Genomic DNA, 11,740 nt, shown 5'->3' on the forward strand with positions numbered 1-11,740 from the left:
TACCAACGTCCAACACCTGTTGCCGCGCTCACGGGCTATGCGAAACACTCCACCGCACGTAAAAACGCAAACGAAAACTGACAGCACGCCCCGCTTCTGACAAAATAGTGACATCCCCTTCGACTTAACGTAACAGACGGAATCCTCTCTCTGATGGCAGCAAAGATTATTGACGGTAAAACGATTGCGCAGCAGGTGCGCTCTGAGGTTGCTCAAAAAGTTCAGGCGCGTTTAGCGGCTGGATTACGCGCCCCAGGACTGGCTGTTGTGCTGGTAGGTAGCAACCCGGCTTCGCAGATTTACGTGGCAAGTAAACGCAAAGCTTGTGACGAAGTGGGTTTTGTCTCCCGCTCCTGGGACCTGCCTGAAACCACCAGCGAGGCGGAACTTCTTGAGCTGATCGATACGCTCAATGCAGATGCCACCATCGATGGTATCCTGGTACAACTGCCGTTGCCGGCGGGTATCGACAACGTCAAAGTGCTGGAGCGTATTGCACCGGATAAAGACGTTGACGGTTTCCACCCGTATAACGTCGGTCGCCTGTGCCAACGCGCGCCGCGCCTGCGTCCATGTACCCCACGCGGTATCGTGACCCTGCTTGAACGCTACAACATCGACACGTATGGCCTGAACGCCGTGGTGATTGGCGCCTCCAATATTGTTGGTCGCCCGATGAGCATGGAACTGCTGCTGGCTGGCTGCACCACCACCGTTACCCACCGGTTCACCAAAGATCTGCGTCGCCACGTTGAGCATGCTGACCTGCTGATCGTCGCCGTCGGTAAACCAGGCTTTATTCCCGGTGAGTGGATTAAAGAAGGTGCGATTGTGATTGATGTCGGCATCAACCGTCTGGAGAATGGTAAGGTTGTTGGCGATGTGGTCTTTGAAGATGCTGCCGCACGCGCGTCATATATCACGCCAGTGCCGGGCGGCGTTGGCCCTATGACCGTCGCCACGCTTATCGAAAACACGCTGCAGGCGTGTGTTGAATATCATGATGTAAAGGACGTTTAAGATGGCCACATTTTCACTGGGTAAACACCCGCATGTTGAACTCTGCGATCTGCTGAAGCTGGAAGGCTGGAGCGAAAGTGGCGCCCAGGCAAAAATCGCCATTGGCGAAGGGTTGGTGAAGGTCGATGGTGTAGTAGAAACGCGTAAGCGCTGCAAAATCGTTGCCGGACAGACCGTAAGCTTTGAAGGCCAAAGTATTACCGTCGTGGCGTGATCCCCGGTGCCGGATGAGGCTAACCCCCTGTCCGGCCACTTCCTCTCTCATTTTCAGATAATCACTTCATCACCACTTCACAGTGAATTGTTAGCATGTCGTTTTTCCACACGAAGCGATCATCATGCCAACAATTGTTACCCACGCGGCCGTGCCACTCTGCTTAGGGTTAGGTCTCGGGCTTAAAGTCATCCCCCCGCGCTTACTGTTTACTGGCGTCATTCTGGCTATGTTGCCGGATGCCGACGTGCTGTCGTTTAAGCTTGGCATCGCCTACGGCAACGTATTTGGTCACCGTGGTTTTACCCACTCGCTGCTGTTCGCCTTTATCGTGCCACTACTCTGTGTTTTGATTGGCCGACGATGGTTTAAGGCGGGATTGATTCGCTGCTGGTTATTCCTGACGGTTTCACTGCTGTCGCACAGCCTGCTGGATTCTGTCACTACCGGGGGAAAAGGCGTTGGCTGGCTGTGGCCGTGGTCAGATGAACGCTTCTTCGCACCGTGGCAGGTCATTAAGGTCGCACCGTTTGCGCTATCGCGCTACGCCACGCCGTACGGGCATCAGGTTATTCTTTCGGAGCTAATATGGGTATGGCTGCCAGGAGCCGTCATGATGGGTGTGTTGTGGTGGTACAGACGTCATTAATAGTGCCTGATGGCGCTACGCTTATCAGGCCTACCGATCATTCCATCGTAGGCCGGATAAGGCACTAGCCGCCATCCGGCAATATAGAGATTTACTTACGACGCCAGGTGGTGCCCTGCGGACCGTCTTCCAGCACGATGCCCATCTCGTTGAGACGATCGCGCGCGGCGTCAGCTGCCGCCCAGTCTTTCGCCTTACGGGCATCCAGACGTTGTTGGATTAACGCTTCAATTTCAGCAACTTCACCATCATCCGCCTGCGCACCGCTTTGCAGGAAGGCTTCTGGCTCCTGTTCCAGCAGGCCCAGCACGCCGGACAGCTTACGCAGATGCGCAGCCATAGCGTTAGCTGCCGCCATATCTTCGCCCTTCAGACGGTTAACCTCACGCGCCATATCAAACAGCACGGAGTAGGCTTCCGGCGTATTGAAGTCGTCATCCATCGCTTCAATGAAGCGCGCTTCAAAGGCTTCGCCACCGGCTGGAGCAACGGACTTGTCAGTGCCGCGCAGCGCGGTGTACAGACGCTCCAGCGCAGAGCGTGCCTGTTTCAGGTTCTCTTCGCTGTAGTTCAACTGGCTGCGATAATGGCCGGACATCAGGAAGTAGCGAATGGTTTCGGCGTCGTAGTATTTCAGCACGTCGCGCACGGTAAAGAAGTTGCCCAGCGATTTGGACATTTTCTCACGGTCAACCATCACCATCCCGGAGTGCATCCAGTAATTAACGTATTCACCGTCATGCGCACAGGTGGACTGAGCAATTTCGTTTTCATGGTGCGGGAACATCAGGTCGGAGCCGCCGCCGTGAATATCGAAATGATTACCCAGCTGTTTGCAGTTCATCGCAGAACATTCAATGTGCCAGCCAGGACGACCTGCACCCCATGGAGATGGCCAGCTCGGCTCACCCTCTTTGGACATCTTCCACAGCACAAAGTCCATCGGGTTGCGCTTCACATCAACCACATCAACACGCGCACCCGCCTGCAGTTGATCCAGATCCTGGCGGGACAGCTGACCGTAGTTCGGGTCAGTCGGCACGTCAAACATCACGTCACCGTTATCAGCAACGTAAGCGTGACCTTTGGCAATCAGCTGTTCGGTGATTTCGATAATCTCGGCGATATGGTGCGTCGCGCGCGGTTCAAGATCCGGGCGCAGAATATTCAGCGCATCGAAATCGTTGTGCATTTCCGCAATCATGCGATCAACCAGCGCCACAAAGCTCTCGCCATTTTCATTCGCGCGCTTAATGATTTTGTCGTCGATATCGGTAATGTTGCGCACATACTTCAGCTTGTAGCCGAGGAAACGCAGATAACGGGCAACAACGTCGAAAGAAACAAAGGTACGCCCGTGTCCAATATGACAGAGATCGTAAACGGTGATGCCACACACGTACATGCCGACTTCCCCGGCATGAATGGGTTTGAATTCCTCTTTTTGGCGCGTCAGTGTATTAAAGATTTTTAACATCGAAGATTCCGTGTAGACGTGTGTGGATAACAAAGCCCTATAATACCTATAAATTGGCCCCGAAGCAGCACACTTTGCAAGGTGATCGAACCTTGCGGTTATGCTATAACAAGCCCCTATCATGTGACCCTGACCAGGGTCGAAGCACCACTCTATCGGAACAGGATGCAAAAATGGTTACTTTCCACACTAATCACGGCGATATCGTAATCAAAACGTTTGATGATAAAGCGCCTGAAACAGTTAAAAACTTCCTGGACTACTGCCGCGAAGGTTTTTACAACAACACCATTTTCCACCGTGTTATTAATGGTTTCATGATCCAGGGCGGCGGTTTTGAGCCGGGCATGAAGCAAAAAGCCACGAAAGAGGCTATCAAAAACGAAGCCAACAACGGTCTGAAAAACACCCGTGGAACGCTGGCAATGGCGCGTACTCAGGCTCCGCACTCCGCGACTGCTCAGTTTTTCATCAACGTTGCCGACAACGACTTCCTGAACTTCTCCGGCGAAAGCATGCAGGGCTGGGGTTACTGTGTGTTCGCTGAAGTTGTCGAAGGTATGGATGTCGTTGATAAAATCAAAGGCGTTTCCACCGGTCGCAGCGGTATGCATCAGGACGTACCAAAAGAAGACGTTATCATCGAAAACGTGACCGTCAGCGAGTAATCGTGACAACACTGTTTATTGCAGATCTTCATCTCTGCACGGAAGAACCGGCGATCACCGCCGGTTTTCTGCGTTTTTTAGCCGGCGATGCACGAAAGGCTGATGCGCTGTACATTCTTGGCGATCTGTTTGAGGCCTGGATAGGCGATGACGATCCCAATCCCCTACATCGTGAAATGGCCGCAGCGATAAAAGCGCTGACGGATTCCGGCGTTCCCTGCTTTTTTATTCACGGCAACCGTGATTTTCTGATCGGCAAGCGTTTTGCCCGTGAGAGCGGCATGACCCTGTTACCTCAGGAAAAAGTGCTCAACCTGTATGGTCGCAAGGTACTGATCATGCATGGCGACACCTTGTGCACCGACGACGCAGGCTATCAGGCGTTTCGGGCTAAGGTTCATCAGCCCTGGCTACAAAAATTGTTTCTCTCCCTGCCGTTATTCATTCGCCAACGTATTGCCGCGAAGATGCGCGCCGGAAGCCTTGCCGCCAACAGCAGTAAATCGCTGGAGATCATGGATGTGAATCCACAGGCCGTCATTGCCGAAATGGAGAAACATCAGGTCCAGTGGTTAATTCACGGACATACACACCGTCCTGCTGTCCACGAACTCACGGCCAATGAGCAACCCGCTTTCCGCGTGGTGTTAGGTGCCTGGCACACCGAAGGTTCGATGATTAAAGTCACACCTGACGACGTTGAACTGATCGCTTTTCCGTTTTAATCACGGCTGAAAACGTCTGCATACACGCAACGCAATCGTTTTCCTTGTTTTTAAAACGTGCTATTCTCTCTCGCCTCTAAAGCAGTGTGAAGCACACCCACAGGAGTTTTTAGACGCATGTCTTCCCGCAATAATCCGGCGCGTGTCGCCATCGTGATGGGGTCCAAAAGCGACTGGGCTACCATGCAGTTCGCCGCCGAAATCTTCGAAATGCTGGACGTTCCGCATCATGTTGAAGTCGTCTCCGCTCACCGTACCCCTGATAAACTGTTCAGCTTCGCCGAAAGCGCTGAAGAAAACGGTTATCAGGTGATTATTGCCGGTGCTGGCGGCGCAGCGCATCTGCCGGGCATGATTGCAGCGAAAACGCTGGTCCCCGTGTTAGGCGTTCCGGTGCAAAGCGCAGCGTTGAGCGGCGTAGATAGCCTCTACTCCATTGTTCAAATGCCGCGCGGCATTCCCGTTGGAACACTGGCGATCGGCAAAGCGGGTGCGGCAAATGCGGCCCTGCTGGCAGCACAAATTCTGGCAACACACGACAAAGCATTACATCAGCGTCTGAGCGACTGGCGCAAAGCGCAAACCGATGAGGTACTGGAGAACCCGGACCCGCGAGGTGCGGCATGAAGCAGGTCTGCGTACTCGGTAACGGTCAGTTAGGGCGCATGTTGCGTCAGGCCGGCGAGCCGCTGGGCATTTCGGTCTGGCCCGTCGGACTGGATGCAGAGCCCGCCGCCGTCCCCTTTCAGCAAAGCGTCATTACCGCTGAGATCGAGCGCTGGCCGGAAACCGCGTTAACCCGCGAACTGGCGCGCCACCCGGCGTTTGTTAACCGCGACGTTTTCCCGATTATTGCCGACCGTCTCACGCAAAAGCAGCTTTTCGACAAGCTCGGCCTGGCAACTGCGCCGTGGCAACTGTTGGCGGATAAAAGCGAGTGGCCTGCGGTATTCGACAAACTGGGTGCGCTGGCTATCGTCAAGCGTCGCGTCGGCGGCTACGACGGTCGTGGACAGTGGCGTTTACGCGCCAATGAAACCGAACAACTGCCGGATGATTGCTACGGCGAGTGTATTGTCGAGCAGGGAATCAATTTCTCTGGTGAAGTGTCACTGGTAGGCGCTCGTGCGCACGACGGCAGCACCGTCTTCTATCCGCTGACCCATAACCTGCACCAGGACGGTATTCTGCGCACCAGCGTGGTCTTCCCGCAGGCTAACGCCAGACAACAAGAACAGGCCGAAGCGATGCTCTCTGCCATCATGCAGGAACTGGGGTATGTCGGCGTGATGGCGATGGAGTGTTTCATCACCCCGGAAGGTCTGTTGATCAACGAACTGGCGCCTCGCGTGCACAACAGCGGGCACTGGACGCAAAACGGCGCCAGCATCAGCCAGTTTGAGCTGCACCTGCGCGCCATTACCAGCCTGCCATTACCGACGCCGGTGGTGAATAATCCTTCGGTGATGGTAAACCTGATTGGTAGCGACCTGAACTACGACTGGCTGAAGCTGCCGCTGGTACACCTGCACTGGTATGACAAAGAAGTGCGTGAAGGTCGTAAGGTGGGTCATCTGAACCTGAGCGACAGCGATACTGCACGTCTTAGCGCGACGCTGGAGGCGCTTATCCCCCTGCTGCCGCCGGAATATGCCAGCGGCATTATCTGGGCGCAGTCAAAGCTGAAATAAGCCATTAATGCCGGGGAGTTGATTTTATCCTTCCCCGGCCCCTCTTCTGGCGCGTAAAATCTCCTCCATTGCTGTTTTGTATTTTCAGGACTGAACATGAACGATGGAACGGACTATCGCGCGATTCTGCTCGCCGGTACGCCTTTAATCGATGTACGCGCCCCCGTCGAATTTCAGCAGGGCGCAATGCCGGGCGCAATAAACCTTCCCTTAATGAACGATGACGAACGTGCCGCCGTAGGTACCTGTTATAAACGTCAGGGGCCTGAGGCCGCCCTCGCGCTTGGCCATCAACTGGTTTGTGGCGAGACTCGCCAGCAACGCATGAAGGCATGGCTTAATGCCTGTCGTCAAAATCCTGCGGGCTACTTATGTTGCGCGCGCGGCGGCCAGCGTTCGCACATTGTGCAGCAGTGGCTGCACGAGTCCGGTGTTGACTACCCGCTAATACAAGGCGGTTATAAAGCATTGCGCCAGGCAGCGATTCAACTGACGGAAGAACTGGTGCAAAAACCGATTGTCTTAATTGGCGGCTGTACCGGGAACGGTAAAACGCAGTTGGTGCAACAGCAGCCAAACGGCATTGACCTTGAAGGTCTGGCACACCATCGAGGTTCCTCGTTTGGTCGCACCGTTGAGCCGCAGCTGAGCCAGGCAAGCTTTGAAAACCTGCTGGCGGTCGAAATGCTGAAAACCGACAGCCGTCAGGATCTGCGTCTGTGGGTACTTGAGGACGAAGGCCGCATGATCGGCGCTAATCATCTGCCCGAATGCCTGCGCGAGCGCATGAGCCAGGCATCTATTGCGGTGGTGGACGATCCTTTTGAGCTACGGCTGGAGCGCCTGCACGAAGAGTATTTTGTCCGTATGCACCACGATTTCACCCACGTTTATGGCGAGAATCAGGGCTGGCAGGAGTACTGTGAATATTTGCATCACGGCCTGTTTGCTATCCGCCGCCGTCTGGGTTTACAGCGTTTTGCCGAGCTGACCGCACTGCTCGACGTCGCCCTGCAAGAGCAACAAGCCAACGGCAGTACCGACGCGCATATGGGCTGGCTGGTGCCGTTGCTCAACGAATATTACGACCCGATGTATCGCTATCAGCTGGAAAAGAAAGCCGCGAAAATTGTCTTTCGCGGCTCATGGCAGGAGGTGGCTGACTGGCTTAGCGTACAGTAATCAATGTCTGTCGCGCTTGTCTGCGCGTTTCGCCAACCAGTCGCCCAGCACCTGAACGACCTGCACCAGAATAATCAACGCCACCACGGTGACTACCATGACCTGGGTTTCGTAGCGGTAATAACCAAAGCGAATCGCCAGGTCGCCTACCCCGCCGCCGCCAACGATCCCAGCCATTGCGGAGTAACCGATCAAACTCACCAGCGTTATCGTCAACCCACGCAGCAGACCCGCGCTCGCCTCCGGTAACAGAACGGTGCAGATGATGCGCATCGGGCTGGCGCCAAAGGCTTCCGCCGCCTCGATAATGCCTTTATCGACTTCACGTAGCGCGCTATCAACCAGACGGGCATAGAAAGCAATTGCTGCTACCGAAAGTGGGACCGACGCCGCGATGGGTCCAATGGTATTGCCGAGCAAAAACTGGGTGAGCGGCAACAACAGAACCAGCAGGATCACAAACGGCACCGAACGGATAATATTCACCAGCACGGAGCTGAGCAGATACACAAAACGGTTTTGCCAGAATAAATGCCGATCGGTAACGAAAATAAGAAAACCGAGCGGCAGACCGCCAATAATCGCCAACAGCGTAGAGATGCTCAGCATCTGGAAGGTTTCATTGAACGCCAGCGTCAAATCCGGCAATAAATCATCCACGAATCACCTCCACCTGTGCAGTACGTTGACGAATATGTTCCACGGCGACATCCACCGCAGAAGGGTTATGCGGCGCGGTGAGTTGCACCACCAGAATCCCCAGCGCACGTTCGCCGATATATTCAATTTTGCCGTGCAGAATGTTCACCGCCACGCCAAATTTAACCGCCACTTCTGACAACACCGGCTGTTCTGCCGAATCACCGATGAACAGAATTTTTAGCAACTGACCGGGCAGATGCTGGCGCAGACGGTCGGGTAGCGTCAGATTGAGGGTATGCGACACCAGTTGCTGAGTGAAAACGTGCTGCGGGTGAGCAAAAACATCAAACACCTCACCAGACTCCACTACCTTGCCACCGGACATCACCGCCACGCGATCGCAAATGGATTTGATCACGTTCATCTCATGGGTGATCAGCACGATCGTGATCCCCAACTGTTGGTTGATCTGCTTGAGCAACGTCAGAATCGTGGCTGACGTTTCCAGATCCAATGCGGAAGTCGGTTCATCACACAGCAACACATCCGGGTGATTAGCAATCGCACGGGCAATACCCACGCGCTGCTTTTGCCCACCGCTGAGCTGAACCGGAAAGCGGTTCGCCTTGTCTGACAGCCCCACCAGCGACAGGATTTCGCTCACGCGCGGGCCAATTTTACTGCGTTCCCATCCGGCAGCCTTCAGGCTAAAGGCGACGTTTTGCGCCACGGTACGGGTATGCATCAGATTAAAGTGCTGAAAAATCATACCAATACGCTGACGGGCTTTACGTAGATGCGCGCCTTCCAGTGCGGAAATTTCTACGCCGTTCACCTTCACGCTTCCCTGGCTCGGTCGCGTTAAGGCGTTCAGGGTGCGCAGCAGCGTACTTTTCCCCGCGCCACTGGTCCCGACAATGCCAAATATCTCACCTGCGCCAATGCGCAAGCTAACGTCATCAACCGCCCGGGTTGATGCTCCACGGCCTGCGGCGAAGTCCACGCAAACCTTTTCTATCTCAATCATAGCCACCTCAGAAATGCGAAAAGGGCAGTCGTCGCTGCCCCTGTTAACCCTTGTGCGCAGCGATTATTGGGCTGCCGACATCCATTCCGGTTTCTGGAAGGCGCTGTAGATATTTTTCGGGTCGTCAATCACGGCGCGATATGCCGGAGATTTCACCGCCTCAACAATATCTTTGGCGAACGGTTTATCCGCATCTTCACTGCGTACCGCAATGATATTTTTAAGATTTTCATCCAGATGCTCTTGCTTGATGGCGCTGGCAAGATCCAGTTTTGCCGCTACTGCAAAGTTGCCGTTGACCAGCGCGCCGGTCACGCCGTCCAGCGTGCGCGGCAGCTGTGCCGCTTCCAGCGGTTTAAACACCAGCCCTTTCGGGTTGCTGGCGATATCGCGCTCAGAGGCTTTAGTCGGGTCGATGTTATCTTTGATGGTGATAAGGCCAATTGACTGCAGGAAACGCAGACCGCGAGCCAGGTTGGTGGGATCGTTGGAAAGTGTGATCACATCCCCTTTTTTCAACTCATCCAGACTTTTGATTTTATGTGAGTAAAAACCCATCCCGGCCGTTGGAACCACAATCAGCTTGCTCAGCTTCAGGCCTTTATCGGCGGTGAATTTGTCAAAGTAAAGCGAGTGCTGGAACAGGTTGGCATCAATGCTGCCGTTGGAGAGCGCCATGTTCGGCTGCACGTAGTCGCTGAATTCGCGCACCACGACCTTATAGCCTTTCTCTTTCAGCGTAGGGGCAATGGCTTGTTTTACCATATCGCCGTACGGCCCAGGTGCGACGCCAAATACGATGGTGTGCGGATCACTGTTCGCATGAGCAAATTGTAATCCACAGGCCAGTAACAGCGCCCCGGTCGCGACGCGTAAACTCTGACGCAATCCCATAATCTCTCCATTTTAACGTTGTGGTGTCATGTCTCACGCCGTTCTTGCGGCGTTGTTGTTGTTAACCTGTTTAACAGGCTGATTGTTAACATGACACAGATCACAACCTGCTGTCCTTGAAATTATTTCATGATGTTGCAGAGTGTGTTTTTAAATGTGAGATGGCATGAAAAAGCCGGATGACGGCACAAGTGCCTTATCCGGCCTACAACAGCTTTCTTAGGCCCGATAAGCGCAAGCGCATCGGGCAGCGGGCGTTTGATTAGAAATCGTAACGCAGACGAACCAGGTTCATATCACCCAGATTGTCGGTGCTGGAGGTGAAGACGTGTTCGTAATCCACACGGAAACCGTAATCCAGCTGGAAGCTGATACCCACACCGTTGTCGGTGCGCAGGTAGTTACGACCATTCACGTATTCAATACGATCGCCCATAAAGTATGGCTGAACGGATTTCAGCGCATACTGACCAACCGGGAAGGTGTAACCCGCGAAGTATTCCAGACCCCAGGCATCACCGGCAAAGTAGTCGTTAACCGAGACTTTTTTGGTGGTCATGAAGTTCTGATACCAGCCGCCGCCCATTGAGAAGGTCCAGTTGTCCGGTTTCCAGCTCAGCGCGGTACCGACGATGTTTTGATCGTAGGTTTTGCTGGTGTTACCACGCATTTCCGCGCGGGTGTAGTTCCACGCCGTACCCCAGGTCAGGTCATCGGTAATGTGATAATCCACACCCAGCGAGCCGCCGCCTTTACGTTTGTAACGCAGGCCGTTATTCGGGTTGTAGTCATCGCTGAACAGATAAGACGCGTAAAGATCAACATCGCCTACCGTATTTTTATACTTCAGTGATTTACGTGTACGATAGGAACCGTCGTAGTCGCCATTGATCCCGTTACCTGGCGCCTGGCCGATCATGTCGTAGTCCCAGATATCCGTTTTCGCACCCACCACATCATAGTAAATGCTGTTCTGTTGACCGAAGGTCAGCGTACCCCAGGTCGCGCTCTTCAGACCGGTGTACAGCATACGACGCGTGGTATCGTTGGCACCGTTAGCATAGTGATTGTCCCAGTTGAACATCGCCGGGAAGTTAACACCCAGCTCGTAGTAGCTCACCCAACTGATGTCATCAAACAGATAGTAGTCAGCGGCGAAGCGGAAACGCGTCCCGCCGTCGAAACCATTACGTTTGTAGCCATTCTTACCATCGTCACCGGCCATATTCTGGAACTGCGGACGAATACTCCCGCCGACGGTGAAATTAAGACGGCTCAGCGGATTGCCCGCATGCGGATCTTGTTTCAGAACCGTGATTTCCGCCTGAGAGGCGAAAGTCGTTAATGCCACTGCTGCGCCGATCGATACTGCCAGCGCCGTTTTTTTTATAGTCATTATTTGTACCTTGATAGATAGCCTGCCAATTATTCAGCATACAAATATTAACGTTTATTAATACACTCGTGTTGTCGGGTTTTTATTGATTTGTGCTGTTAAATATCAAGTAGTTATCAATTTGTGCTACATAGATAAAAAAACGCACCGATTTA

Annotated in this window: 13 protein-coding genes; 8 read left to right on the forward strand and 5 right to left on the reverse strand. The window is 53.8% G+C overall.

The features are described from left to right. Positions 1-153 precede the first annotated feature (153 nt). The 3 genes from folD (at position 154) to EHN13_RS10265 (ending at position 1,883) form a co-directional block, all read left to right on the forward strand. Positions 154-1,020, forward strand: coding sequence for a bifunctional methylenetetrahydrofolate dehydrogenase/methenyltetrahydrofolate cyclohydrolase FolD (folD, locus tag EHN13_RS10255; protein ID WP_005122057.1), 867 nt, complete (start codon positions 154-156; stop codon positions 1,018-1,020). Position 1,021: 1 nt separating this feature from the next. Beyond that, the gene (gene ybcJ, locus EHN13_RS10260; RefSeq protein ID WP_048212377.1) at positions 1,022-1,234 is read left to right on the forward strand and encodes a ribosome-associated protein YbcJ; all 213 of its coding nucleotides are present in this window, start codon (positions 1,022-1,024) and stop codon (positions 1,232-1,234) included. Positions 1,235-1,358: 124 nt separating this feature from the next. Continuing rightward, entirely contained in the window at positions 1,359-1,883 is a 525-nt protein-coding gene (locus EHN13_RS10265; RefSeq protein ID WP_124021339.1) for a metal-dependent hydrolase, read from the forward strand. A gap of 91 nt (positions 1,884-1,974) precedes the next feature. Here the strand turns inward: EHN13_RS10265 and cysS are convergent, their stop codons facing one another. Then, a complete protein-coding gene (gene cysS / locus EHN13_RS10270; RefSeq protein WP_048212379.1) occupies positions 1,975-3,360 on the reverse strand; it encodes a cysteine--tRNA ligase in 1,386 nt (461 codons plus the stop codon). 173 nt (positions 3,361-3,533) lie between these two features. On the opposite strand from cysS, the gene ppiB reads away from it, so the two are divergent. The 5 genes from ppiB (at position 3,534) to mnmH (ending at position 7,626) form a co-directional block, all read left to right on the forward strand. Beyond that, positions 3,534-4,028: a peptidylprolyl isomerase B gene (gene ppiB / locus EHN13_RS10275; protein WP_003021875.1), complete on the forward strand. Its 495-nt coding sequence runs from the start codon at positions 3,534-3,536 to the stop codon at positions 4,026-4,028. A 2-nt stretch (positions 4,029-4,030) separates the two neighbouring features. Beyond that, positions 4,031-4,753: a UDP-2,3-diacylglucosamine diphosphatase gene (gene lpxH / locus EHN13_RS10280; RefSeq protein ID WP_048212380.1), complete on the forward strand. Its 723-nt coding sequence runs from the start codon at positions 4,031-4,033 to the stop codon at positions 4,751-4,753. Positions 4,754-4,870: 117 nt separating this feature from the next. After that, a complete protein-coding gene (gene purE, locus EHN13_RS10285) occupies positions 4,871-5,380 on the forward strand; it encodes a 5-(carboxyamino)imidazole ribonucleotide mutase (protein WP_005125240.1) in 510 nt (169 codons plus the stop codon). Then, positions 5,377-6,444 (forward strand): 5-(carboxyamino)imidazole ribonucleotide synthase, encoded by a 1,068-nt coding sequence (gene purK / locus EHN13_RS10290; RefSeq protein ID WP_124021340.1) that lies wholly within the window; start codon positions 5,377-5,379, stop codon positions 6,442-6,444. The genes purE and purK overlap by 4 nt, the downstream gene beginning before the upstream one ends. A gap of 96 nt (positions 6,445-6,540) precedes the next feature. Beyond that, the gene (gene mnmH, locus EHN13_RS10295; protein ID WP_124021341.1) at positions 6,541-7,626 is read left to right on the forward strand and encodes a tRNA 2-selenouridine(34) synthase MnmH; all 1,086 of its coding nucleotides are present in this window, start codon (positions 6,541-6,543) and stop codon (positions 7,624-7,626) included. Here the strand turns inward: mnmH and EHN13_RS10300 are convergent, their stop codons facing one another. From EHN13_RS10300 to EHN13_RS10315, 4 genes are all read right to left on the reverse strand, one after another. Further along, positions 7,627-8,286 carry a methionine ABC transporter permease gene (locus EHN13_RS10300; RefSeq protein ID WP_048212383.1) on the reverse strand — a complete coding sequence of 220 codons (660 nt, stop codon included), beginning with the start codon at positions 8,284-8,286 and terminating at the stop codon, positions 7,627-7,629. It lies immediately after the preceding gene. Continuing rightward, positions 8,279-9,295 carry a virulence-associated ABC transporter ATP-binding protein SfbB gene (sfbB, locus tag EHN13_RS10305; RefSeq protein ID WP_124021342.1) on the reverse strand — a complete coding sequence of 339 codons (1,017 nt, stop codon included), beginning with the start codon at positions 9,293-9,295 and terminating at the stop codon, positions 8,279-8,281. Before sfbB ends, EHN13_RS10300 begins: the two co-directional genes overlap by 8 nt. A gap of 63 nt (positions 9,296-9,358) precedes the next feature. After that, positions 9,359-10,189, reverse strand: a complete 831-nt coding sequence (locus EHN13_RS10310) for a MetQ/NlpA family ABC transporter substrate-binding protein (protein ID WP_040232652.1) — start codon at positions 10,187-10,189, stop codon at positions 9,359-9,361. A 262-nt stretch (positions 10,190-10,451) separates the two neighbouring features. Next, on the reverse strand, positions 10,452-11,585 hold the full coding sequence (locus EHN13_RS10315) for a porin (protein WP_124021343.1): 1,134 nt from the start codon (positions 11,583-11,585) through the stop codon (positions 10,452-10,454). Positions 11,586-11,740 lie beyond the last annotated feature (155 nt).

The organism is Citrobacter youngae, assembly GCF_003818115.1.
In the GTDB taxonomy this organism is placed as follows: domain Bacteria; phylum Pseudomonadota; class Gammaproteobacteria; order Enterobacterales; family Enterobacteriaceae; genus Citrobacter; species Citrobacter youngae.

Coding starts and splice junctions, on each gene's coding strand:
- folD (WP_005122057.1), top strand. CDS start 154: ATGGCAGCAAAGATTATTGACGGTAAAACGATTGCGCAGCAGGTGCGC.
- ybcJ (WP_048212377.1), top strand. CDS start 1,022: ATGGCCACATTTTCACTGGGTAAACACCCGCATGTTGAACTCTGCGAT.
- EHN13_RS10265 (WP_124021339.1), top strand. CDS start 1,359: ATGCCAACAATTGTTACCCACGCGGCCGTGCCACTCTGCTTAGGGTTA.
- cysS (WP_048212379.1), bottom strand. CDS start 3,360: ATGTTAAAAATCTTTAATACACTGACGCGCCAAAAAGAGGAATTCAAA.
- ppiB (WP_003021875.1), top strand. CDS start 3,534: ATGGTTACTTTCCACACTAATCACGGCGATATCGTAATCAAAACGTTT.
- purE (WP_005125240.1), top strand. CDS start 4,871: ATGTCTTCCCGCAATAATCCGGCGCGTGTCGCCATCGTGATGGGGTCC.
- purK (WP_124021340.1), top strand. CDS start 5,377: ATGAAGCAGGTCTGCGTACTCGGTAACGGTCAGTTAGGGCGCATGTTG.
- mnmH (WP_124021341.1), top strand. CDS start 6,541: ATGAACGATGGAACGGACTATCGCGCGATTCTGCTCGCCGGTACGCCT.
- sfbB (WP_124021342.1), bottom strand. CDS start 9,295: ATGATTGAGATAGAAAAGGTTTGCGTGGACTTCGCCGCAGGCCGTGGA.
- EHN13_RS10310 (WP_040232652.1), bottom strand. CDS start 10,189: ATGGGATTGCGTCAGAGTTTACGCGTCGCGACCGGGGCGCTGTTACTG.
- EHN13_RS10315 (WP_124021343.1), bottom strand. CDS start 11,585: ATGACTATAAAAAAAACGGCGCTGGCAGTATCGATCGGCGCAGCAGTG.